We start from the raw sequence: 23,127 nt of genomic DNA, 5'->3' as shown, positions 1-23,127 counted from the left end.
GGTCGCGCAGAGCGCCACCGCGACGAGCGATGCTGCCCAGAGCCTCTGCGGGGCCAACGGCCTCACGACGGCTGACTCGTTCCGGGACGCCGGCGTCCCAGGGCGATGCCGGCGAGTGCAAACCCGATCAGCGCGAGCGTACTGGGTTCCGGGACGATGGGGATGGTCGCGTTGGCCGACGCGGCGTTGAAGAACGAAGCCCCCGGGATGGTGACTTGCAGGAACCCTACTTGGTCTGCCGAGAGCTCCACGATCACAGTACTCGCGTAGGCAGGAACGACGGATGTGCCGTTCGGATTCGGACTGATCTGATCGATGATCCGGCAGAGGCCCGGTTGATCACACTGACCTTCGAGGGCTCCGCGCCACCACGGGGCAGAGCCTCCGAACGACGTAATCTGGAACGCCCCCTGTACGATCTCCGCCTGTTGGCCGGCGAGGTTCGAATCGTACTCGAGAGAAACGATGGCGTTGGGCGCATTCTCTCCGCTGTTCACCGTCAGCTCCATCGTCAGCACGATCGTCTCGCCGGGGGAGTAGAAGAGCTTGTCGCTGCCAACCGTGATCGTGGCGGCGGCCGACACCTGCGCCGTCAGCAGGATCCACAGTGCGAGCGAGGGAAGGAGTCGAATCGGGGCCTCCTCGGGAAGCGCCCCCATTCTACGCATGGATGCGACGCCCGGGGCAAGAGACGTCCCCGTGAACGCGGAGGCTCGCGCCCCGGAGGGAGTCGCCGTGGCCGCGGGCGCGATGTTCAAGCGCGGGTGGCGTCGCCTGCCTGCTCAGTACTCCACCGGGCCCGGGCGCAGGTTCACGTCGTGGCCGCCGTCCACCAGCAATACCGAGCCGGAGACGAAGCTGGCGGTGGGCCCGAGCAGGAAGGTGATCGCCGCGGCCACCTCCTCGGGCTTCCCCGGCCGCTGCCCGAGCGGGATCTTGCTGCGGAAGTCCGCGGCGAACTCGAGGTCGGCCTCGCTGCGCCCCTCGAGGCTGGTCATCGGCGTCTCGGTGTAGCCCGGGACGACCGCGTTCAGCCGCACCCCCTCCGCGGCGTAGTCCGCGACCCGGGTGCGCATCCATTCGACTAGGGCACGCTTCCCGCTCGCGTACACCACCAGGCTCGGGTGGTCGTTCACGCCCGCGCGGATCTTCTCGCGGTCGAGGGTGAGGTAGAGCTCGACGAGTTCGGGCTTCGGGAAGAGCACGAAGGTGTGCGAGGCCACGACCACGGAACTGCCCTGGCGCTGGGCCACGAGGTCGCGCGTACCCTCGAGCAGATCGAGGGTGGCGAAGAAGTTCACCTCGACGAGGTCCTGGGCGGTCGCGCCGCGCGACCCGGCGACGGCGGCGCAGGTGGCGATGCCGTCGATCCCGTCCGGAAAGCGGGTGTGGAGATCCTCGACGATCCGCGCGCGCTCCTCGGGTGTCGAGAGGTCGGCGATCGCATCGGCGCCTTCGCGGTCGATCGTCCAGACGTCGTGGCCCGCCTCGCGCAGCTGGGCGGCGGCCGCCGCTCCGATGCCCCGCCGGCCGTCGGCCCGCTGGGCGGCGCCCGTGATCACATACTGTCCCATCTCGTTCTCCTCGGTCCGGACCAGGCGTCCAGCACTCAGGCGTCCATCAGGTACGCCGTTCCGGTCAGCTCCGCACTCCGCTCCCACAAGCGCCGGCCCACTTCTTCCTTGCGAATGTGCGCCGCGACGCGCGCGGGCCCGGCCGAGCGCGCCGATTCGAAACGCTTCGTCGGACCGAAGTAGTCGCGCCCGCGCACGTCCGGCGCGGTCGTCGCCATCAGTGTGGGCAGCGCGCCTTCGGCGGGCGTGTTGAAGAGCGGGCGGATCAACGGGGCGACGAGGCCGAACCAGGCGGGGAAGGTCCGCGAGAGTTCCGTGTCCGCGATGCCGGGGTGGCAGGCCACGCTCGTGATGTCGATGGCCTCGGCGGTGCAACGGCGCGCGAGCTCGAAGGTGAAGTGGAGGTTTGCGGCCTTGCTCATCTGGTAGCGGCCCATCGCCGCGTAGGAGCGCTCGGCGTGCAGGTCGTCGAAGTCGATCCGGCCCGTGTGGTGGGCCGTGCTGCTGACGGTGACCACCCGCGCGGCGCCGGTCGACGCGAGGCGGTCGAGGAGCCGTCCGGTCAGCGCAAAATGGGCCAGGTGGTTCACGCCGAATTGGAGCTCGAAACCCTCTTCGGTGAGGGTCTTCGGAGGCACCATCACGCCGGCGTTGTTCACCAGGGCGTCGAGGCGCGGTTCGCGGTTCACCTGTTCGGCTGCCGATGCCACGGACTTCAAGCTCGCGAGCTCGAGGGGTACCCACGCGACGTCGGCGTCGTCGCGCGCGGCACGAATCGCCGCGATCGCCTCCTGGGCCTTCTCCTCCGAGCGACAGCCGAGCAGGACGCGCGCGCCGCGCTCGGCCAGCACCCGGGCGGCCTCGAAGCCGATGCCCGTGTTCGCGCCCGTGATGAAGATCGTCTTGCCGGACTGGTCCGGGACCGAGGATTCCTCGTAGCCGCTCATGTGCGCTCCTGGCGAGGCGTCCCGCGGGCGAGCCGCGGATGCCGGGAGGGGCGAGGGTATCGCCAAGCGGGCGCGGGTGCGCCCAGGGAGTGCTGACGAGCGGGCCGACCTCGCTCACCCCGCGTCGACAGCGCCGGGCCCTTTGGCGTCGCGGCGGAAGCGCAACACGTAGTTGTCGTCGAGGCCGTCGATCACGAGCGCCTCCTCGAATCGGAAACCCGCCGCCTCGATCTCGGCCTGGAAGACGGCGCGATCTGCGCGCACGTGGTTCAGGATGAACTCGGTCGAAACGCCGGGGATGCGGTGAAAATCGACGAGCACGAGGGATCCGCCGGGGCGGATGGCTTCGCGCAGGCTGGCCAGCGTCGCCTCGGGGTGTTCGAAGTGGTGGTACACATCGCAGAGAAAGGCGACGTCGGTGGATGCGGGGTCCAGCGCGACCGACCGCGCCGTGCCCTCGACGACGGTCCAGTTGTTCGTTTCGAGCGAGGTCTGCTCGGCGCGCAGGTGGTCGAGGAAGCGCGGCGAGATCTCGACGGCGAAGACGCGTCCGCTGGGGCCGACCGCTTTCGAGAAGAGCTTCGAGAAGAACCCGGTGCCCGCTCCGATGTCGGCGACCACGTCGCCGGGCGCCAGGTCGAGGGCGCGGACGATCGCGAAGCGCTGGGCGTAGACGTCGCGCGATTCGCCCTCGAAGCGTTCGACGAACCGGTCGACGCTCATCTCCTCGTCGAGGAAGACGTCGTTGATTCCGTCGGGCACGGCGCTCGGGTCGTGGGGCGCGTTGGCGCAGCCGAGGACGAGCGCCCAACAGAGCAGGGCGATGACGCGAAGGTTCGAGGGGGTCATGGGGGCCTCCCGGTCTCGAGACAAGCGAAGCACGTCAGGGGTGACGTATCGCGGTGAGCTGCGGTCGCTTCGCCGAACGACCATCTCCCGACGACACCCCGCGCAGGGTGCGGATCACCTTCGGGATGACGAAGCGCGCGATCCACAGCGACTCGGCGGCGGCTTCGCGGAGCCGCGAAAGGGATCGAGCGGGCGGGAGCGGGCGCGTCCACTCGCCGTCGGGCGCACCGTCGAAGACGCCGGCGAACGCTGCGCCCAGCAACCGGTGGCCTTCAGGGTTCAGATGGATGCGGTCGGCGTTCCACAGACGCAGGTCGGCGGCGGAAGGCATGTTCTCGATCTCGACCAGCAGCACACCGTGTCGCGCCGCGGCTTCGCGCACGGCCGCGTTCAACGCTCGAAGGGACGGGGCGAAGCGCCGCGTGAGCCCGACCGTCGGGAGGGGGAACGTGCAGCCCATCACGAAGCAGCCGGTGTGCGTGAGCTCCCGGTACATGTGCTCGAGGTCGCCCGCGACGGCGGCGACGTCGGCACCCGGGCGCACGACATCGTTCACGCCCGACACGACCGTCGCGAGATCGGGGGAGAGCGCGAGGGCCGCCTCGAGCTGGTCCTCCAGCACTTCGCGGGTGCGCTTGCCGCGGACGGCGAGGTTGGCGTAGCGGAGATCGGGCGACGCGTCGGAGAGGTGTTCCGCGAATCGGTCCGCCCAACCCCGCGGCGAACCATCGGGGTGGTAGTCGTGGAGGCCTTCGGTCTGGCTGTCCCCGAGCGCGACGTAGCGCTTCGGCGTCAGGGCGGGGGCGGAGGAACTCAAGCGTTGCGGACCTGATTCACGGGACGCGACTCCGGAGGCGAGCTGACTTGCGGGCCGCCAGCACGGCGCCCATCCTCGCGCCGCACCCGAGAGATGCCACGTCGGGCCAGGGGAGTCCAGTCATGCAGGTCGGCTCGATTCGCGAGATCCATCGCTATCCGGTGAAGAGTATGGGCGGCGAGACGCTCTCCGAAGTGGCGCTCGGGGCCGGCGGGTTGCCCGGCGACCGCGCCTGGGCGGTCCGCGACGAGGTGCGCGGCGGGATTCGCGGTGGGAAGAAGATCCCGGCGCTGATGACCCTCTCGGCGCGCTACGGCCAGGAGCCGGCCGACACGGGCTCGAGCCCGGCCGAGATCACGCTCCCCGACGGCAGCCGGGTCGAGACCGGGGCGCGCGACGTGAACGAGCGCCTGACGGCCGCGCTGGAGCACGAGGTCAGCCTGTGGCCGCTGCTTCCGGCCGACGCCCTGGATCACTACCGGCGAGGCCAGCCCAGCCACGACAATCTCGAGACCGAGCTGCGCGCCATCTTCGGGCGGGCCGAGGGCGAGCCCTTGCCCGACCTGGGCAAGTTCCCACCGGAGCTCCTCGAGTTCGAGTCGCCGCCGGGCACCTACTTCGACGCGTTTCCCCTGCTGCTCCTGACCGACACGGTGCTCGAGCGGATGACCGAGAAGGAACCCGGCTCGCGTTTCGAGGTGCGGCGTTTCCGGCCGAACTTCGTCATCACCAACGCGCATTCGGAGGAGATGATGCCCGAGCTCGCGTGGTGCGGACGGCGCCTGCGGCTCGGCGAAGCGGTGCTGCGCGTGAACATGGAATGCCCGCGCTGCGTGATGGTGACCCACGGCTTCGACGATCTGCCGAAGGATCCGGTGGTCATGCGAGCGCTGGTGCGCGAGCTGGGCGGGAACCTGGGGGTGTACGCCTCGGTCGAGACGCCCGGACGCGTGCGCACCGGCGACGTCGTCGAGCTGCTGTCGGATTAGCGCGCCGCTTCGCTCAGAGGCCCATCTGGCGGACGGCCAGGTCGCGCATGATCTCCTGGGAGCCGCCGCCGATCGACATGACCTTCGTCTCCCGGTAGACCCGCTCGACCGGGTTGCCGCGCAGGTAGGCGGCGCCGCCGAAGATCTGCATCGCCTCGTTGGCGACGAACTCGAGCTCCTTCGAGCAGAAGAGCTTCAGCTTCGCGATGTCGCCGGCGGTGGGCTGTCCGTCTTCCATCAGCCAGCAGACCTGGGAGACGTAGCTCTCCATCGCGTCGATCTTCGAGGACATGTCCGCGATCTTGTGACGGATCGCTTGATGGCGGATCAGGGGCTTGCCGAAGGTCTCGCGTTCCTGGGCGTAGCGCGTGCTCTCGTCGAGACAGAGCTTCGCCATACCGAGCATGGACGCCGCGAGTCCGAGCCGCTCGTCGTTGAAGTTGTGCATGATCGCGAGGAAGCCCTGTCCCTCCGCACCGAGCAGATGTTCGCCAGGGACGCGGCAGCCGTCGAAGTGGAGCGTGGCGGTATCCGACGACCACCAGCCCATCTTCTTTCCGACGCTCGCCCGCGAGAACCCCGGGGCGTCCGCTTCGACGAAGAAAAGGGAGATGCCCTCGAGGCCGTTGCCACCGGTGCGCGCGCCGACCACGAAGTAGGAGGCATGGAGCCCGCCGGTGATGAAGGTCTTGCTGCCGTCGAGAATCCAGTCGTCGCCGTCGCGGCGCGCACGCGTGGCCATGTTGGCAACGTCGGAACCGCCGCCCGGCTCGGTGATCGCCAGCGCACCCCCTTTGCGCCCGGAGACGATCTCGGCGAGGGCCGTGCGCTTGATCTCTTCGGACGCGAGCGCCTGCACCGGCCCGGTCATGATGTTCCGCGCGATCATGCTGGCCAGGATGCCGCCGGGCACGAGCCGCCCGAGTTCTTCCGAGGCGGCGGCGCGCATGAACTTGTTGTCGAAGCCCAGCCCGCCGTACGCCTCATCGATCCCGATCCCGAACAGGCCGAGTGCGCCGGCCTTCGCGTGGAGCTCCCACGGAAACTCGCCGGCTTCGTCCCAGGCGTCTGCGTGAGGGGCGATCTCGTCCTCGATGAACTTCGCGATCGACGCGCGGAACGCCAGGATTTCCTCGGATTCGAACGGGCTCTTCATGGGGCGCCTCCTCGCCCAGACCCGTAGCAACGAGGAGCCGGAATCGAGGGGAAGGAAGGATTTCATATTGAAATTGACTTTCATTTTCGAGATAATGGCGTTAACTTGAGGATGGCCATCCACCGTGAGGCATCCAGGGGAGGGGCGGCATGTCGAGGATCTGTGTCGTCGGGGCAGGGCCTGCCGGGCTGATCGCGACCAAGACGCTCGTCGGAGCCGGTCTCGACGTCGACTGCTACGAGATGTCCTCGGTGATCGGGGGCCACTGGGCGTTCGACAATCCGAACGGTCGCTCGGCCGTCTACCGCTCGATCCATCTCAACACCACGCTCCCCATGAGTCGCCTCAGCGACTTCGAGATGCCTTCGGACTGGCCCGCCTTCCCGGGACACGCGCAGGTGCTCGAGTGGTGGAACGCCTATGTGGATCGCTTCGGCTTCCGGGAGCGCATCCGACTCGGCGTCGAAGTCGTCGAGGCCGAGGCGCTGGAGCCGCGCGGCTGGCGCGTGACGACGCGCCGGATCGTCGATGGCGTGACCGAGCAGACCGACTACGACGCACTCCTCGCCTGCTCGGGAAACACGGGACACCCCCGGCTTCCGCGCATCCCGGGTCGGTTCGCAGGCGCGCTCTTCCACGCGCAGGAGTATCGAGACCCGGAGAGACCGGTGTCGCTCTCCGGGAAGCGCGTGGTCGTCGTCGGCATCGGGAACACGGGCTGCGAGATCGCGTGCGAGATTCAGAAAGCCGGCGCCGCGTCCGTCAGCCTCTCGGCTCGGAACGGGACGTGGATCCTGCCCAAGTGGAGGGAGGGGCGGCCCGCCGCCGAGGGGATGCCGATGATGCATCCCTGCGATCCGGTTCCTACGCCGCTGCGCCTGCTTCCGGCTCGAGCGCGGTCTTGGGTCTTCGAATCCCTCGGCACCCTGATGTTCCGGCGCATGTTCGGGGAGCGGATGCATCGCTTCCAGGCCCAAGGGCTCCCCGCGCCACCGGAGCATCCGCTGGACAAGCGCGCCACCGTGTGTGAGCCGCTGCTCGAGGCCCTGGAGCAGGGAGAGATCCAGGCGCGCCCGGAGATCGCGCGTTTCGACGGGCATGACGTTCGCTTCGCAGACGGGTCGACGATCGAGGCCGATGTCGTGATCTGCGCGACCGGCTTCTCGCTGCGATACCCCTACCTGCCCAGCGCCTGGGCCGACCCCCGCGACGGCGACCTCTCGCTCTTCCTGGGCACCATGCACCCCGAGCGCCAGGACCTCTTCGTGATCGGCGTCAGCCGTCCGACGGGTGCCTTCTGGCCGATCGCCGAGGTGCACGCCCAGGTCGCTGCGGCCTGCCTGTCGGGTCGCTACGAGCCGCCCTCGCCATCCCAGGTGCACAAGCGGGCGCGCCCGATCCTGGGCGGCCGCTCGTTCAATCCAGCGCTCTTCGGTCTGGCGGTGCGTGAGGAGCTTCGTCGCGGCGAGCGTCGAGCCCATCGGAGGAGTGAGCGTGGCTGAAGCGGTTCATGACGATTCCACCCAGGCCCCGCGCGAGCCCGACGCCTCCACGATCACCATCACGTCCGGGATCGCCAGCCTCTTTCCCTTCGCGCGAGGCGCCGTGGCCGAGTTCGTCGGAAGCGCCGCGCTGGCGGCGGTGGCGACGCTGCTCGGGCTCGCTCCCTATTGGGTGATCTATCGGAGTGTCGACCACCTGGTCTCCGGTGGCCCCGACTCCAGCGCGCTCTACGGTCTCGCGGCGCTCGCGCTGGGCGCCATCGTCCTGCGTCATGCGCTGCTCGGGGTGTCGATCTACGTCTCGCACATCGGGGCGTATCGCGTGCTCTACGAGATTCGCCTGGCGCTGGCGGGCCATTTGGCCCGCGTGCCCCTGGGTACGGTGACACGTCGCCGTTCCGGGGAGATCAAGAAGGTGATGGGCGACGACGTCGAGCGCCTCGAGCTGTTCCTCGCCCACGGTATCCCCGACGCGGTCGCGGGCCTGGTGACGCTGCTCGCGATCGCGGCCTGGATGCTCTGGGTCGACTGGCGCGTCGGATTCGCGGCGATCTTCATGGTCGTGCCGGCTTTCGGATCGATGTCCATCGCGATGCGCAACGCGAGCCGCCACATGGGTGACTACCAGTCGTCGATGGGGGACATGAACGCGTCGATCGTCGAGCTCATCCGCGGCATGCCAGTCGTGAAGGTCTTCAACCGAGCCTCGGATCAGGTGCGCGGGACCGAGGCAGCGGTGCGCCGCTACGTGGAGACGGTGCGGAGCTACAGCCTCGACTTCCTGCCGTTCGGGACCGCCTTCTATGTACTTCTCGCCGCGAACGTGCTCGCCATCGTGCCGATCGGAGGCTGGCTCTGGATCGAGGGAGATCTCTCCACGACCGATCTCCTGTTCTTCTTCATCGTCGGGCTGGGCGCGCTCGCGCCCCTGGTCTCGCTACTGCACCTGTTCGCCAACCTCTCGCACCTCACCTCCGGCGGAAACCTGGTGCGAGAGATCATGGACGCGGCGGTGCTCGAGGAGGCCGGAGAGGGCGGGGTGCCCGCGGACGGCGCGATCGAGTTCCGGGACGTGTCGTTCTCCTACGATCAGCGGCGCGTGATCGAGGAGCTGTCCTTCCGGATCGCGCCGGGAACGATGACGGCGCTGGTGGGGCCGTCGGGCTCTGGAAAGAGCACCGTCGCCTCGCTGCTGGCGCGCTTCTGGGACGTCGAAGCGGGCGCCATCTCGATCGGGGGGGTCGATGTCCGTCGGCTCTCGAACGAAACCCTCACGCGGCACGTCTCGATGGTCCTGCAGGACACGTTCCTCTTCGACGATTCGATCGCGGGCAACCTGCGCGCGGCGAAACCCGATGCGACCGACGACGAGCTGGAGGCAGCGGCACGCCTGGCCCAGGCACACGCGTTCATCGAGCGGCTTCCCGAGGGCTACGAGACGCCGATCGGCGAATTCGGGGCGAAGCTCTCGGGGGGCGAGCGCCAACGCCTGGCGATCGCTCGCGCCATCCTGGCCGACACGCCGGTGATCGTGCTCGACGAGGCGACTGCGTTCTCGGATCCCGAGAACGAGGCCGCGCTGCAGGACGCGATCGGGAGTCTGGTCGCTGGGAAGACCGTGCTGATCATCGCGCACCGGCTCTCCACGATCGTGGGAGCCGACGAGATCCTGGTGCTCGATGCGGGAAGGATCGTCCAGCGCGGGCGCCACGACGCACTCGCTGCGGAGTCTGGGCTCTACGCCCAGCTGTGGCGCGACTTCAACGTGGCGGCCGCGCTTCCCCTGCAGGAGCACGGCGGCCCTGCGCAGGGAGGTGCCACATGAGCGCCGCGCTCGACGGGTTGGGTTCCTTTTCCGGCCAACGCTTCCGCGACGGCGGCGTCGTGCACACGATCTGGCGCCTGGCGGGAGATCGTCGCGGCGTGCTCGCGCGATCGATCGGCCACAAGGCGCTGCAGGCCGCGTTCCAGGCGCTGCCCGTCGGAATTCTCGTGGCGGTGATCGGCGCCTTGCGGCAGGGCACGCTCGACGTCGCGGCGCTCGGCTGGGCGACCCTGGGCCTCGCGGGGTGTGTCGTGGGTCAATGGGTCGCGGGCTTTGCCGCGAATCGGTCCGCGTGGATCGCGACCTTCGAGCTCTTCGGAGATCTCCGCGTCCGGGGGATCGCGCATCTGCGTCGCCTGCCGCTCTCGTTCCACGAGGACCGACCGGTAGGGGACACGGTTACCGCGATGACCCAGGACATCGCATCGGTCGAGCAATTCGCCCATGAGCCCCTCCAGCAGCTGATCGGCGCGATGGCCGCTCCGCTCGTCGTCTTCCTGGTGTTGCTCGTGCAAGACGTTCCGATGGCGGTCGCCACGATGGTGAGCATCGTGCTGTCCCTGCCGATCTTCGTATGGACGAATCGCGTGTTCCGGCAGCTCGCCGCCGAACGCCAGGAGCTCCAGGCCGAGGCGTCCAGTCGCATGATCGAGTACGTCCAAGGGCTGCCGGTCATCCGGGCGTTCCGACTCACGGGGGAGCGCCTGACCCTGCTACGCGCGGCGCTCGACGACTACCGCGCGATCAACACGCGCCTCGCGGTGCGGCTCGCGCCGCTCGGGCTGAGCTTCATGGCGACGGTGTTGCTCGGGATCCCCTGCGTGCTCTTCTTCGCAACGCTCTGGCTCGCCAACGGGACGATCGATGCCGGCACCTTCCTGGTCTTCGCCGTGCTCACGCTCCGAGTGTTCCAGCCGTTGGTCGCGGCGGCCGAGTCCTTCGAGAGCCTGCGCATCGCCGACGCCTCTCTCGACCGCGTGGCGCACGTCTTCGATACACCCGTCCAGGCCGAGCCGGACCGCGAGACGTCACTCGGCTCCGAGATGGATGTGGCCTTCGACGGCGTTTCCTTCGCGTACGGCGCGGACGGTCCCGTTCTCGAGGACGTCTCGTTCGTGGCACGGTCCGGCCGCATGACCGCGATCGTCGGTCCGTCGGGTTCGGGGAAGAGCACCCTGCTGCAGCTGGTGGCGCGCTTTCGCGAACCGCAGCAGGGCGCGGTTCGCATCGCCGGGATCGAGCTCCGCGACCTCACGACCGAGCAGATCTTCGACGCGGTCACCTTCGTGTTCCAGGACGTGTATCTCTTTCCCGGGACGATCTGGGACAACATCGCGATCGGTCGCCCGGATGCCCGCTTCGAAGACGTGGTCGAGGCGGCGAAGGCCGCGCAGGCCCACGCGTTCATCGAGGCGTTGCCCGACGGATACGAGACGCCCGTCGGCGAGGCCGGTGCACGCCTCTCGGGCGGCGAACGGCAGCGCATCAGCGTGGCCCGCGCGATCCTCAAGGACGCCCCGATCGTCTTGCTCGATGAAGCGACCGCGGCTCTCGACCCGACCAACGAGCGTCAGCTCCAGGAGGCGCTCTCGGCTCTGGTGCGAGACAAGACGCTGATCGTCGTGGCGCACCGTCTTTCGACGATTCGCGCGGCGGACCAGATTCTCGTGCTCGAGGAGGGCCGGATCGTCGAGCGCGGCCGCCACGAGGAGCTGTTGGGGCAGGGGGGCAGGTATCGCAGACTCTGGTCCCAGCGCGAGCGCGCGAGCCGCTGGCGGCTCCGCTCCGCGGACGATCCGCCTGCGGGCTGAGTTTCGAAGCGCGGACGAATCACCCAGCCGGGAAACCGGAGTCGCGAGCGAAGGAGCCTCCGCATGTCGCAGGAACACCAGATCACGACCGTGGCGCAGCTGCGCGAGCGGATGGGAACGGCCTCGCCGGCGACATCCGGGAAGATCGACGATCGGATCGATCGCTTCGCGCGGGAGTTCATCGAACGCTCGCCCTTCCTGCTGCTCTCCACCGCCGACGCGGCGGGCCATCAGGATGTGTCGCCGAAAGGCGACGACGCCGGCTTCGTCGCGATCCTGGACGATCACACCCTGTTGGTGCCCGACCGCAAGGGCAACAAGCTGCTGATGGGGTTGGAGAACATCCTGGAGAACCCCCAGGTCGGGCTCCTGTTCCTGGTGCCCGGCTGTGAGGAGACCCTGCGCGTGAACGGCAGGGCGACGATCTCCGCGGATCCGGACGTGCTGTCGGTTCTCGCGGCGCGCGGTCAGGACGCCCTGGTGGCGATCCGGGTGACCGTGGAGGAGGTCTTCTTCCACTGCGCGAAGGCGTTCCGCCGTTCGTCCCTGTGGAAGCCGGAGACCTGGACGCCTCACAAGGTGTCCTTCGGAGAGATCTTCGCGGAGCGGCTGGCGCGCCAGGAGGACCGCGAGATGATCGACAACATCGACGCGGCGATCGAGCAGGACTACCAGGAGAACCTCTGACGCACCGCGGGGTCGCCCACGCGTCGATGGCATGGCCCGGGAACCTGGGCTAAACCCTTCGCATCTCGGGCAGTTGTCCCGATCCGAGCCCACGGAACCCGACCTGCGGCTTCGATTCCAAGACCCCGAAACCGACGGCTTCCAGCAACCGGCTCACTTCTGACCCACGCGGCGACAGCAGCGCCCACGCATACCCGAGGCGCGCCGCCCCAGTTTCGTTTTCTCAGCTCTGTTGTCTGAGAACGCACGCCGTGCCCCGGAGCACCGATTCGCTCCACGGCACCTGGAGATCTCCATTGTCCAGCGCAATTGCGCATTCCCTCGAACCCGGGGGCTTCGAAGACCTGCCCCTCGACCGCGCGCTGCAGAAGGCCCTGGCCGCTGCGGGCTTCCGTGAACCCCGACCGATTCAGGCCGAGACCCTGCCCGCGGCGCTCGAAGGGCGCGACGTGCTCGGCCTGGCCCAGACCGGCACCGGCAAGACCGCGGCCTTCGCCCTCCCGCTGATCCAGCGCGCCCACGCCGAGCGGCGTCGCGGCACGCGCGCCCTCATCCTGGCGCCCACCCGAGAACTGGCCAGTCAGATCGAACGCGAGCTGCGACTGCTGTCCCGCTTCACGAAGGTCTCGGTCGTCTCGCTCTATGGCGGGGTGCCCGTCAGCAAGAACGTCCGTCAGCTGAAGCGCCGTCCCGACATCGTGGTCGGCTGCCCGGGCCGTGTGCTCGACCTGATGCAGCAAGGCGTCTTCGACCCGCGCTCGATCGAGGCCCTGGTTCTCGACGAAGCGGATCACATGTTCGACCTCGGTTTCCTTCCCGATCTGAAGCGGATCCTGAAAGGGCTTCCGAGGGACCGGCAGAACCTGCTGTTCTCGGCGACGATGCCGCGCGAGATCCGCAAGCTCGCGAACCAGGTCCTGGAGCAGCCCCAGGTGATCGAACTCGCGCCGTCCGCGCCGAGTCAGCACGTGGAGCACTTCCTCTACCGCGTTCCCGAGACCGGGAAGCGCGACTTGCTCGACCAGGTGCTGGCGGGGGACGACTGCGCCACGGCGATCGTCTTCACGCGCACCAAGCACCGCGCGAAGCGGACGGCCCAGCGGCTGGCCGAACTGGGCCTGAAGGCCGTCGCTCTCCAGGGGAACATGAGCCAGGGCCAGCGGCAGCGCGCCATGTCGGGTTTTCGCGAGGGCAAGTTCGACGTGCTCGTCGCGACCGACATCGCGGCGCGTGGCATCGACGTCGCGGGCATCGACTACGTGGTGAACTTCGACGTTCCGGACACGAGCGACGCCTACACCCACCGTATCGGTCGGACCGGCCGTTCGGAAACCTCGGGGAAGGCCTGCACCTTCGTCACGCCCGCCGACCGGCGCTGGCTGCGCGACACGGAGCGGGCGCTCGGGTCGTCGATCCCCGTGCGCGGCGTGGTCGGCGGCGCCGAGGAAGCCGAGCCCGAGGAGCGCGGCCGCGGCAAGCGCTCCGGCCGCCCCCACGCGAACCGTGGGCGACACTCGAAGCCGGGTCGCGCGAAGTCCAGTCGACCGAAGTCGACCGGATCCAAGCCGAACCGGGCGAGGCGTCCGGGCGCGAACGGAGCCGGGCTCTCGGAGGCGAGTGGCTCGGGACGCTCGGGCACGCAGGGGGCAGGGCGCTCGGAAGCGAACGAGTCCAGACGCACGGACCCGAAGCGGGCCGGGGGCCCGAAGCCGAAGCGCGCGCGCAAGCCGCGCCCCGCGGCGCGCCGGCGCTCGAAGCCGCGTTCGGTGAGTCGCTAGAGAGCCCGCGTCCGTCTGCGCTATCCCTTCCCGCGCTCAGTCGGAGGTGGATGTGTCGGACGTGACCCGGACGCAGTTCGCAATCATCGGAGCCGGAGCGGGCGGGCTCTGCGCAGGCATTCAGCTGCGAGAGTCCGGTCGCACGGACTTCTTGATCTTCGACCGCGCAGCGCGCGTCGGCGGCACCTGGCACCGCAATACCTACCCGGGCGCGGCCTGCGACATCGCGTCGCATCTCTACTGCTACTCGTTCGCGCCGAACCCCGAGTGGAAGAAGCCGTACGCGACCCAGCCCGAGATCCAGGCCTACCTCGAGCGCACCGCCCACGCCTACGGGCTCGAGCCGCACCTGCGCCTCGAGACGGGCGTGGCCGCTGCCCAGTGGGACGAGGGGCGCGCGCGTTGGCAGCTGCGCCTCGAGAACGGAGCCGCGGTCGAGGCCCAGTACGTGATCAGCGCCGTGGGGATGTTCGGCGAGATGGCACGTCCCGACATTGCCGGCCTCGAGACCTTCGAGGGCGTCTGCTTCCACTCCGCCGAATGGAACCACGACCACGACTTCGCGGGGGAACGCGTCGCCGTCATCGGAAGCGCGGCCAGCGCCGTCCAGTTCGTGCCGGAGGTCGCGCCCCGGGTGGAACGGCTCCATGTCTTCCAGCGCACCGCGAACTGGGTGCTCCCGAAGCAGGACGATCCCTACACGGATGCCGAACGAGAGCGGTTCCGAACCCACCCGGAGCTGATGGCCGCGCGGCGCGAGGAGATCTATCAGATCGTCGAGGTGGCGCTCACCTACAGCAATCCCGAGCCGTTTCGCGCCGCCGAAGAGATCGGGCGCCAGGCGCTTGAGGTGGTCGAAGATCCGGAGCTGCGCGCGAAACTCACGCCGGACCATCCGTTCGGTTGCAAGCGCCCGCTGATCTCGAACGACTATCTCCAGAGCTTCAATCGCGACAACGTCGAGCTGGTCACGGTCCCGATCGAGCGGGTCACGTCCCACGGCGTGGTGACCCAGGACGGCATCGAACGCGACGTCGATACGATCCTGCTCGCGACGGGCTTCCACACCCAGCGCTATGTGAGCGGGATCGAGGTGACGGGGCGCCACGGCGTTCCGATCGGCGAGGCCTGGGCCGACGGGCCCGAGGCGTACCTCGGGGTCACGACCCACGGGTTTCCGAACCTCTTCATGCTCTACGGGCCGAACACGAACGGGGGCAACTCGATCCTCCTGATGCTCGAGTTCCAGATCGCCTACGCCCTGCGGCTCGTCGCCGAGGCGGAGAAGTCCGGCGCCGATTGGATCGACGTGCGGCGCGACGTGATGGACCGATTCAACGACGAGCTGCAGCAGGAGCTCGGGGGCATCGACGTCCTCCACGCGGGCTGCAACGGCTACTACCGGAGCCCGTCCGGGCGCATCGTCACTCAGTGGCCCCACAGCTTCTCGGTCTATCGGGAGCGCGCCGATCGCGACGATCTCGGCTCCTTCGAGACCGGGCGCGTCGCCGGCTAGTTCGCCGCGAACCCACCCGGGAGAGCCTCCCATGACGACTTCCCCCCGCGTGGCCGTGATCGGCGCAGGGCCCTGTGGTCTCGCCGCGACGAAGACGCTGCGCGAGTTCGGTGTGGCGGTGGAATGCCTCGAAGCCGGGAAGGGCGTGGGTGGCATCTGGAACGTGGAGGACGCCCCGGGCGGCGGCTATCGCTCGCTGCAGACGAACACGTCGACGCGGGGCATGGCGTACTCGGATTTCCCGTTCGCGGAAGACGCACCGGTCTATCCGAGCGCCGCGCAGATGGTCGCGTACTTCGAAGCCTACGCGCAGCACTTCGACCTGTGGCCCCACATTCGCTTCGGGCAGCGGGTGGAGCAGGCGACGCCCCGCGACCGCGGGGGGTGGCGGCTCGAGATGGGCGACGGCGAGACCCGCGAGTTCGATGTCGTCGCCGTGGCCACGGGCCAATACCACACGCCGAAGCGGCCCCACGACGCGACTCGCGGCAACTTCGCCGGCGCCCAGCTCCACGTGTACGACTATCTCGATGCCAGCGCACCGGTGGACTGTCGCGGAAAGCAGGTGGTGGTGGTGGGTCTCGGCAGCAGCGCGGCGGAAGTGGCCGCCGAGCTCTCGGATCCCCAGGCACCGGCGGGCCATGCGGCCAAGGTCGTGCTCTCGGCTCGGTCCGGGCGCTGGGTGCTACCGAAGGTCATCGACGGGGAACCTCTCGATGCGAAGTCGCTCCACCCGTCGGCCCCTTTGCCCGAGGAGGCTCGCCAGCTCTCGCCCGAAGACGGTGCCTGGGCCATGCGCAAGCTCTTCGGCGGCATGCTGCGCGCCCAGAGCGAGAAGCTCGGCGGAGCCCGCGCACTGGGCCTGCCCGAACCCACGATCGAGCCTTGGGAGGACCGCCCCACCATGTCGCTCGACTTCATTCCCGCGCTCCAGGCCGGTCGCATCGAGGTGCGACCCGGGATCGAGCGCTTCGACGGGAAGACGGTCGTCTTCTCCGATGGGAGTGCGGTCGAGGCCGACGTGCTGCTCTACGGGACGGGCTACCAGCTCGGCTTTCCCTTTCTCGGCGACGACATCCTCGGGGCGCCCGCGCCCGACCTGGCGCTCTACCAGCGCATCGCGCATCCCTCGTTCGACGATCTCTTCTTTCTGGGCTGCTGTCGGGTGATGTGTGCGCTGTGGCCGCTCGCCGAACAGCAGAGCCGCTGGCTCGCCCGCTTACTCTCCGGAAGGTTCGCGTTGCCCTCGCGCGAGGAGCGCGCGACGCGGGCGGTTTCGTTGCAGGCCACGCTTCCCGTGATGTGCAACTTCTACGTCGAGGGGCTGCGGCGCGAGGCCGGCGGGCTCTAGATGCCCCGGCGTAGCCGCGCGAAGAGCGCGGCCGCCGCCGGCGAGAGTTCGCCGCCTTTGCGCGTGACCAGCACGAGGCTCCGCGAGACCACCGGTTCGACCAGGGGAACCACCCGCAGCTTCGGGTGGGCCCCGGCCTGGACGGCCAGCGCCGGCACGATGGCCGCCGCGACACCTGCGGCGGCCAGTCCGACTGCGGTCGAGCTGCGTTGCACCTCGTACTGCACGTCGAGGCGTGGCGGAGCGTCGGTCAGCGCGGCTTCGAGGAGCGGGCGGTTGCCGCTCGCGCTGCCCACGAAGACGAGGGGGTGACCCGTGAGCTTTCGCCAGGCCAGGCGCTTGCGCTCGGCGAGCGGGTGGTCGCGTCGGCAGATGAGCACGAAGCGATCTTCGAGCAGAGGTTTGCTCTCGAGTTCGGTCGGCAGTGCGCCGGCGATCGCGATGCCGAACTCGACCTCGCGGCGCCGCACCGCTTCGATCACGTGGGCCGAGGCGTGGTCGAGGATCTGCACCCGGTTCTCGGGGTACTCGCGGGCATAGGCCTGGATCACTCGGGGCAGGTACTGGACGCCGACGGTGGGCACGCAGGCGATCGCGACGTCGCCGCGCTCGGCCCGACCCGTCTCGCGGAGCTCCACGAGCGAGGCGCGCAGCTCGCCGAGCAGGCGCCGCGCCCGCGGCAGGAAACGCTCGCCGACCGGAGTGAGACCGACCGAGCGTGTGGTGCGTTCGACCAGGGCCACGCCGAGGTCGGCCTCGAACTGCTGGAGACGGCGGGTGAGGGCGGTCTGGGTGATGTGCAGCGCGCGGGCCGCTGGGGTGAAGCGCCCGTGCTCGGCGATCGCGAGGAATGCTTCGAGTCCGAGAATGTCGACGTGCATGCTGGGCCTGGATGGGTGCGAGCGGGCGGATCTCATTGATGATCGAAATGCATCAATTCATCAGAATAATCCATTTTACGGGAAGGCGCGGTCCGGCGAAGGTCTCCCCATGGATGCCCATCCCCGATCCGACGAAGCCGCCAACCCGACCGACGGCCTCGCCGCGCAGGCGGCGGGGGTCTACGCACGCCTGGCGGAGCGCGTGGGCGAAGCCCGCGCCCACCTGGGGCGACCGCTCACGCTGGCCGACAAGCTCCTGTTCGGTCACCTGCACGAGCCGCCGCGCGGCAGGCTCTGCCCCGGCGAGAGCCGGCTCGTGCTGCGGCCCGACCGGGTCGTCCTGCAAGACGTCCTGGGGCAGACGGCGATGCTCCAATTCGCCCAGTTGGAGCGGGAGCGCGTCGCGATCCCCACCTCGATCCACTGCGACCATCTCGTGCAGGCCCGTGACGGGGCCGCGTCGGACCTGTCCGCGTCGCGTCGCGAGAACGACGAGGTCTACACCTTCTTGCGTTCGGCCGCGGCACGCTATGGCGCCGGTTTCTGGGCACCGGGCGCCGGCATCATTCACCAGGTCGTTCTCGAGACCTACGCGTTTCCGGGCGCGCTCGTTCTGGGTACCGACTCGCATACTCCGAACGCCGGCGGGCTGGGGGCTTGCGCCGTGGGCGTCGGCGGGGCGGACGCGGTCGAGGCGATGGCGGGTCTGCCCTGGGAACTGCGTTATCCGCGCCGAATCGGCGTCGTCCTGCGCGGTGTGCTCTCGGGCTGGGCGTCTCCGAAGGACGTCATTCTCTGGCTCGCGGGACGTCTCACCACTGCCGGCGGCACCCACGCGATCCTCGAATACCTCGGGCCTGGAACCCGCACCCTCGCGGCGACCGGGAAGGCGACGATCGCAAACATGGGAGCGGAAGTCGGCGCGACCACCTCCGTGTTCCCGGCCGACGACGCGATCTGCGCTTACCTCAGGGCTACGGGACGCGGCGCGGTTGCAACACTCGCGGCGGCCCACGCCGCTGACCTGAGCGCCGATCCCGAGGTCGAGGCCGATCCCGGCGCGCACTACGACGAGGTCATCGACCTCGACCTCTCCACACTCGAACCCCACGTCGTCGGTCCCCACGCGCCCGATCGGGCGCGCCCCCTCTCCCAGCTCGCCGACGAGGTGCGAACCGGGAAGAGCGAAGTCGTCGACGCACTCTCGGCGGCGCTGGTCGGCAGCTGCACCAACTCGTCCTACCAGGACCTGACCCGGGCGGCGCAAGTGGCCGCGCAGGCCTCGGAGCACGGCGTCCAGGCTCGGGTGCCGCTCTGGGTGACGCCCGGATCGGAGCGAACGCGGGCCACGGTCGAACGCGACGGCCAGCTCGAGGCGTTGCGAAGCCTCGGTGCCCGCGAGCTCGCCAGCGCCTGCGGGCCCTGCATCGGGCAGTGGCGTCGCCAGGACGGCAGCGACGCCGACGCTGCATCGAGCATCGTGACCAGCTTCAACCGCAACTTCCGGGGGCGCAACGACGGGCGGCGCAGCACCCAGGCGTTCATCGCGAGTCCCGAGCTGGTGGTGGCGTTCGCGCTCGCCGGTCGCCTCTCCTTCGATCCCACCCGCGACACGCTCGTGGATCGGGAGGGTCGAGCTTTCCGGCTGGACGCGCCCACGCCCGCGCCGGACGTGCCGCCCGACGGCTTCGCCGGCGCGAGCGACGCCTACGTGGCTCCTCCCGCGGATGGTCGTGGCGTCGCGCTCACCATCGCGCCGGACAGTGAGCGCTTGCAGCGGCTCGAACCCTGGCCGGCCTGGGACGGGCGCGACTTCCAGAACCTCCCCGTGCTGATCAAGACCGCCGGCCGGACCACCACCGACCAGATCTCGCCGGCCGGCGCGTGGCTGCGCTACCGCGGTCACCTCGAGCGCTTCAGCGAGAACCTGCTGAGTGGAGCGATCGACGCCTTCCTCGGGACGACGCGCAAAGGCGTCGCGCGCCAGGCGCGGGCCTGGCAGGCCGAAGGCCTGCGCTGGGTGATCGTCGGCGACGCGAACTACGGGGAGGGCAGCAGTCGCGAGCACGCCGCGCTCTCGCCGCGGTTGCTGGGGTGCGCGGCCGTGATCGCCCGGGGCTTCGCCCGGATCCATGAATCGAACCTCAAGAAGCAGGGGATCCTGGCGCTGACCTTCCGCGATCCGGCCCACTACGACCGGGTGGGTCGCGACGACCGCATCGACCTGACCGGGCTGGCCACGCTCGGGGAGGGCGCGCCGGTGGAGGGGCGCATTCGTCATGCCGACGGGACGACCACCGAGATCCTCCTCGAGCACTCCTACACATCGGCTGAACTCGTCTGGTTTCGCGCCGGCTCGGCCCTCAACGCCATCGCGGCCGAGGGCTGAACGACGCCTGGTTTTGGCTTGCCGTTCCCGGACGAAGCACCCACTCTGTGGACTTCGCGCCCCGCCGGGAGCCCGCCATGGCCGAGAAACTGAATCTGCTGGACACCTTCCCGAGCGTGACCCTGTCGCTCGTCGGGGGTGGGTCGGTGACCCTGCCCGACGACATCGAGACGCCGTACGCGGTGGTCCTCTTCTATCGCGGCCATTGGTGACCATTCTGTCGCCGGCTGCTCGCCGGCTATGAAGAACGCCGGGATGCGTTCTCGAAGCTCGGAACCAGCCTCTTCGCCGCGACGGTCGACTCCGAAGACGACACGGCCAAGGTGGCGGCCGATCTCGGCTACCCGGTCGGGTACGGCGTGACGCGGGACGTCGGCGACCGCATCGGCGCCTGGTGGGAAGAGCGCCGCGATCACATTCAGCCGAGCGAGTTCATCCTGACCCAGAAAGGGCGCGTGATGGCCTCGATGTACGGAAGCTCGCCGGTGGGCCGGATGGACCCGGACGAGACCCTGCGCCTGCTCGGAATTCTCGCGAGCCGCGCCAAGTAACTTCGCGCCCGAACCCGGAGGCCTCATGGCCCAAGTCCAAGCCACGATTCCCGATGGGCTCGCCGCCGAAGTCGAAGCGGCGCTCGCCTGGTGGAACGGCACCCAGGACCTCGATTTCGAGGTGACCGGGATCCTCGACCCCGACGCCGCACTGGCCAGTGCCGGCGCGCGCGAGCTGCGTCTCGTGTTGTGTGGCGGCGATCGCTGTGAGCAGCAGTCCTTCCGCGTCACGCCGAGCGACGCCGGCTACGAAGTGCAGCTGGCCGACGACGCGGCTCCGGTCAGCGGCTCGCCCCAGGCCGAGCTCGACCCGCCGCCGGGCGCGCGGCGCAGCTGGCTCGACCGCGCGCTCTCGCAGCACGCCTTCGTGGTGCTCGTCTTCTATCGCGGTTTCTGGTGACCGCCCTGTCGCTCCGAGTTGCGGGGCTACGTGAAGGAAGGGGTGGCCGCGAAGGTGCGTGCCGCGGGCGGCGAGATCTACGCGGTTTCGAGTGAACCGCAGGGGCTGAGCGCCCGCGCCCGGACGGACTGGGAGCTCGATTTCGAAACCGTCGGTGATCCCCACCACGAGATCGCCGAGACCTGTCGCGAACGGGGCTGGGTGGATCTGTTCGTGAACGAGCGCATCGAGTTCCTCGAGAGGAGCGTCGCCGCCTCGGACGCCGACTTCGAAGTCACCCACCCGAACGGCTACTTCCAGCCCGGTGTCCTGGCCGTCGGAGCGGGGGGCCGCGTGCTCTATCGCTGGCGTGGCGTCCCGACCCACCAGAACATGGGCGGCGCCACCGAGCGACCCACGGCCGAGTACGTGTGGTCTCGCCTCGAGCAGGCCCTCGCGGGCGACGGGACCCAGGGCGACGCCGCGCTGGACACCGACCCGCCCCTCGATTCGAGGGGGATCCCCTGGCCGCTGTTCTCGTCGTTGTTGATGGCGAACGGCTGGTTCCTGGGGCCGCGTGGCTTCCGCTCGCCGAAACACATCCTCTACGCAGGGCTGCGTTGGATCGGATTCATTGCGGCCTGGATCGCGGCCTTCGCGTTGCTGCCGAAGCTGCCGGTCGCGGTCGCCCTCGCCGGCTGGGTGGCTTACATCGCGCCGAAGTACCGGTGGGTGGGGGAACAGTTTCAGGAAGTGGAGGTACCGGCGGGATGAGCGTGGCGGTCGTGACGGGTTCGGCATCGGGGATCGGCAAAGCCGTCCGCGCGCTGCTCGAGGCCGATGGCATGCGTGTCGTCGGGGTCGACCTGCGCGACGCAGAGGTCGTCGCCGACGTCTCGACGCCCGAGGGGCGCGAGGCGGCCGTCGCCGGCGTTCGCGAGGCCACCCCCGACGGCATCCAGAAGCTCGTGGTGGCGGCCGGCGTGGGTGGGCACATCGAGCAAGGCGATCTGGTCCCGCGCGTGAACTACTTCGGGGCGCTCGCTGTGCTCGACGGTCTGGCCGAGTCACTCGAGGGTCAGCCCGGCGCGGCGGCGGTCGTGGTCTCCTCGAACTCGGCCCAGTTGGGTTCCCCCGACGAGCACCCTTTCGTCCAGGCGATGCTTGCCGGCGACGAGGAGCGCGCAGTGAAGGAGCTGCCGGGCGGGACGGCCGCGGCCGCCTACCCGATGTCGAAGCACGCGGTCGCGCGCGCGGTGCGGCAGCGCGCTGCCGCCTGGGGCGAGGCGGGCGTACGACTCAACGCGATTGCGCCGGGCACCACCGAGACACCGCTGTTTCGGGGCTCCGCGGATCACCCGGTGCTCGGCAAGTTCGTGGGGGACATTCCGATCCCGCTCGGACGTCCGGCCCAGCCCGAAGAGATCGCCCAGGTGATCTGCTTCTTGCTGAGCGACGCCGCGTCCTACGTGCACGGTTCGGTGATGTGGGCAGACGGCGGCTCCGACGCGGTACTGCGGCCCGGCCAGTTCTAACGAGCGCCTGACCTTCCCCGGACTTCCGGTCCTTCCTGCCGACGGGACGGGTTCTTCGCGCGTCGACGCGACGACCCGTCTATGATGGGCGCCCGCCAGGAGATGCCCATGGACGCTGCCTCGCTCGCCGCCGAACTCGGACTGCCGCCCATCGACCAGGTGGGCTACGTGGTGCGCGATCTCGAGAAGGCGCTCCAGTCGTTCGGACCGCTCTTCGGCCCTTTCCAGACGATGGACAGCGACCTCGAGGGCACGAACTACCGCGGCCGCTCGTCGGACGTGAAGCTGCGGATGGGCTTCGGGCGCTCGGGCGATCTCGAAGTGGAGCTGATCGAGTGGGTGTCGGGCGACAGCCCCCACAAGGAAGCCCTCGACCGCGGCGGAGAGGGCGTGCACCACGTCCGCTTCAAGATCGAAGATCTCGCCAGCGCCCAGGAGAAGCTCGAGTCGAAGGGCTTCTCGGTCGTGTGGTCTCACGCCTTTCCCGCGGCCGACATTGCCTGGGCCTATCTCGAGGGGCCGGCCGAGCAGGGTGGCATGATGGTCGAGCTCTACCAGAATCCCCACGTCTGACACGGACGCGGCCCGGG

General features: G+C 69.3%; 21 protein-coding genes and 1 pseudogene. 15 read left to right on the top strand and 7 right to left on the bottom strand.

What is annotated here, in order from left to right:
• Positions 1 to 62: 62 nt before the first annotated feature.
• From AAF430_17865 to AAF430_17845, 5 genes are all read right to left on the bottom strand, one after another.
• A complete protein-coding gene (locus AAF430_17865; protein MEM7412099.1) occupies positions 63 to 668 on the bottom strand; it encodes a PEP-CTERM sorting domain-containing protein in 606 nt (201 codons plus the stop codon).
• Positions 669 to 782: 114 nt separating this feature from the next.
• Positions 783 to 1,574, bottom strand: coding sequence for an SDR family oxidoreductase (locus AAF430_17860; GenBank protein MEM7412098.1), 792 nt, complete (start codon positions 1,572 to 1,574; stop codon positions 783 to 785).
• A gap of 35 nt (positions 1,575 to 1,609) precedes the next feature.
• Entirely contained in the window at positions 1,610 to 2,521 is a 912-nt protein-coding gene (locus tag AAF430_17855) for an oxidoreductase (protein ID MEM7412097.1), read from the bottom strand.
• 114 nt (positions 2,522 to 2,635) lie between these two features.
• Positions 2,636 to 3,370: a methyltransferase gene (locus AAF430_17850; GenBank protein ID MEM7412096.1), complete on the bottom strand. Its 735-nt coding sequence runs from the start codon at positions 3,368 to 3,370 to the stop codon at positions 2,636 to 2,638.
• A gap of 34 nt (positions 3,371 to 3,404) precedes the next feature.
• A complete protein-coding gene (locus AAF430_17845) occupies positions 3,405 to 4,187 on the bottom strand; it encodes an SGNH/GDSL hydrolase family protein (protein ID MEM7412095.1) in 783 nt (260 codons plus the stop codon).
• A gap of 122 nt (positions 4,188 to 4,309) precedes the next feature.
• Between AAF430_17845 and AAF430_17840 the strand changes: the two genes are divergently transcribed.
• Positions 4,310 to 5,176: an MOSC N-terminal beta barrel domain-containing protein gene (locus tag AAF430_17840; protein ID MEM7412094.1), complete on the top strand. Its 867-nt coding sequence runs from the start codon at positions 4,310 to 4,312 to the stop codon at positions 5,174 to 5,176.
• A gap of 13 nt (positions 5,177 to 5,189) precedes the next feature.
• On the opposite strand, the gene AAF430_17835 is transcribed toward AAF430_17840, so the two are convergent.
• Positions 5,190 to 6,332, bottom strand: a complete 1,143-nt coding sequence (locus AAF430_17835; protein ID MEM7412093.1) for an acyl-CoA dehydrogenase family protein — start codon at positions 6,330 to 6,332, stop codon at positions 5,190 to 5,192.
• 149 nt (positions 6,333 to 6,481) lie between these two features.
• Between AAF430_17835 and AAF430_17830 the strand changes: the two genes are divergently transcribed.
• The 7 genes from AAF430_17830 (at position 6,482) to AAF430_17800 (ending at position 16,802) form a co-directional block, all read left to right on the top strand.
• The gene (locus AAF430_17830; protein ID MEM7412092.1) at positions 6,482 to 7,834 is read left to right on the top strand and encodes an FAD-dependent oxidoreductase; all 1,353 of its coding nucleotides are present in this window, start codon (positions 6,482 to 6,484) and stop codon (positions 7,832 to 7,834) included.
• A complete protein-coding gene (locus AAF430_17825; protein MEM7412091.1) occupies positions 7,827 to 9,659 on the top strand; it encodes an ABC transporter ATP-binding protein in 1,833 nt (610 codons plus the stop codon). The genes AAF430_17830 and AAF430_17825 overlap by 8 nt, the downstream gene beginning before the upstream one ends.
• A complete protein-coding gene (locus AAF430_17820) occupies positions 9,656 to 11,470 on the top strand; it encodes an ABC transporter ATP-binding protein (GenBank protein ID MEM7412090.1) in 1,815 nt (604 codons plus the stop codon). The genes AAF430_17825 and AAF430_17820 overlap by 4 nt, the downstream gene beginning before the upstream one ends.
• Positions 11,471 to 11,533: 63 nt before the next feature.
• Positions 11,534 to 12,157, top strand: a complete 624-nt coding sequence (locus tag AAF430_17815) for an MSMEG_1061 family FMN-dependent PPOX-type flavoprotein (protein ID MEM7412089.1) — start codon at positions 11,534 to 11,536, stop codon at positions 12,155 to 12,157.
• A gap of 296 nt (positions 12,158 to 12,453) precedes the next feature.
• Positions 12,454 to 13,935 (top strand): DEAD/DEAH box helicase, encoded by a 1,482-nt coding sequence (locus AAF430_17810; protein ID MEM7412088.1) that lies wholly within the window; start codon positions 12,454 to 12,456, stop codon positions 13,933 to 13,935.
• A 61-nt stretch (positions 13,936 to 13,996) separates the two neighbouring features.
• Positions 13,997 to 15,451, top strand: a complete 1,455-nt coding sequence (locus AAF430_17805) for an NAD(P)/FAD-dependent oxidoreductase (GenBank protein MEM7412087.1) — start codon at positions 13,997 to 13,999, stop codon at positions 15,449 to 15,451.
• Positions 15,452 to 15,482: 31 nt separating this feature from the next.
• A complete protein-coding gene (locus AAF430_17800) occupies positions 15,483 to 16,802 on the top strand; it encodes an NAD(P)-binding domain-containing protein (GenBank protein ID MEM7412086.1) in 1,320 nt (439 codons plus the stop codon).
• Here AAF430_17800 and AAF430_17795 read toward each other — a convergent pair.
• Positions 16,799 to 17,683: a LysR family transcriptional regulator gene (locus AAF430_17795; protein MEM7412085.1), complete on the bottom strand. Its 885-nt coding sequence runs from the start codon at positions 17,681 to 17,683 to the stop codon at positions 16,799 to 16,801. The two genes, AAF430_17800 and AAF430_17795, sit on opposite strands and share 4 nt — an antisense overlap.
• A 109-nt stretch (positions 17,684 to 17,792) precedes the next feature.
• Between AAF430_17795 and AAF430_17790 the strand changes: the two genes are divergently transcribed.
• From AAF430_17790 to AAF430_17760, 7 genes and pseudogenes are all read left to right on the top strand, one after another.
• Complete coding sequence (locus AAF430_17790) at positions 17,793 to 20,072, top strand: aconitate hydratase (protein MEM7412084.1); 2,280 nt, start codon at positions 17,793 to 17,795, stop codon at positions 20,070 to 20,072.
• A 77-nt stretch (positions 20,073 to 20,149) separates the two neighbouring features.
• Positions 20,150 to 20,284, top strand: a complete 135-nt coding sequence (locus AAF430_17785; GenBank protein ID MEM7412083.1) for a hypothetical protein — start codon at positions 20,150 to 20,152, stop codon at positions 20,282 to 20,284.
• A 12-nt stretch (positions 20,285 to 20,296) separates the two neighbouring features.
• Positions 20,297 to 20,623, top strand: a pseudogene (locus AAF430_17780) (hypothetical protein).
• 25 nt (positions 20,624 to 20,648) lie between these two features.
• On the top strand, positions 20,649 to 21,023 hold the full coding sequence (locus AAF430_17775; protein ID MEM7412082.1) for a hypothetical protein: 375 nt from the start codon (positions 20,649 to 20,651) through the stop codon (positions 21,021 to 21,023).
• A 42-nt stretch (positions 21,024 to 21,065) separates the two neighbouring features.
• Positions 21,066 to 21,776, top strand: a complete 711-nt coding sequence (locus AAF430_17770; protein MEM7412081.1) for a hypothetical protein — start codon at positions 21,066 to 21,068, stop codon at positions 21,774 to 21,776.
• Positions 21,773 to 22,537, top strand: coding sequence for an SDR family oxidoreductase (locus AAF430_17765; protein ID MEM7412080.1), 765 nt, complete (start codon positions 21,773 to 21,775; stop codon positions 22,535 to 22,537). Before AAF430_17770 ends, AAF430_17765 begins: the two co-directional genes overlap by 4 nt.
• Before the next feature lie 108 nt (positions 22,538 to 22,645).
• Complete coding sequence (locus tag AAF430_17760) at positions 22,646 to 23,110, top strand: VOC family protein (protein MEM7412079.1); 465 nt, start codon at positions 22,646 to 22,648, stop codon at positions 23,108 to 23,110.
• Positions 23,111 to 23,127 lie beyond the last annotated feature (17 nt).

The sequence above is a fragment of the Myxococcota bacterium genome, from assembly GCA_039030075.1.
Lineage (GTDB): Bacteria > Myxococcota_A > UBA9160 > UBA9160 > SMWR01 > JAHEJV01.
This window is presented reverse-complemented; position numbering and strand designations above follow the sequence as displayed.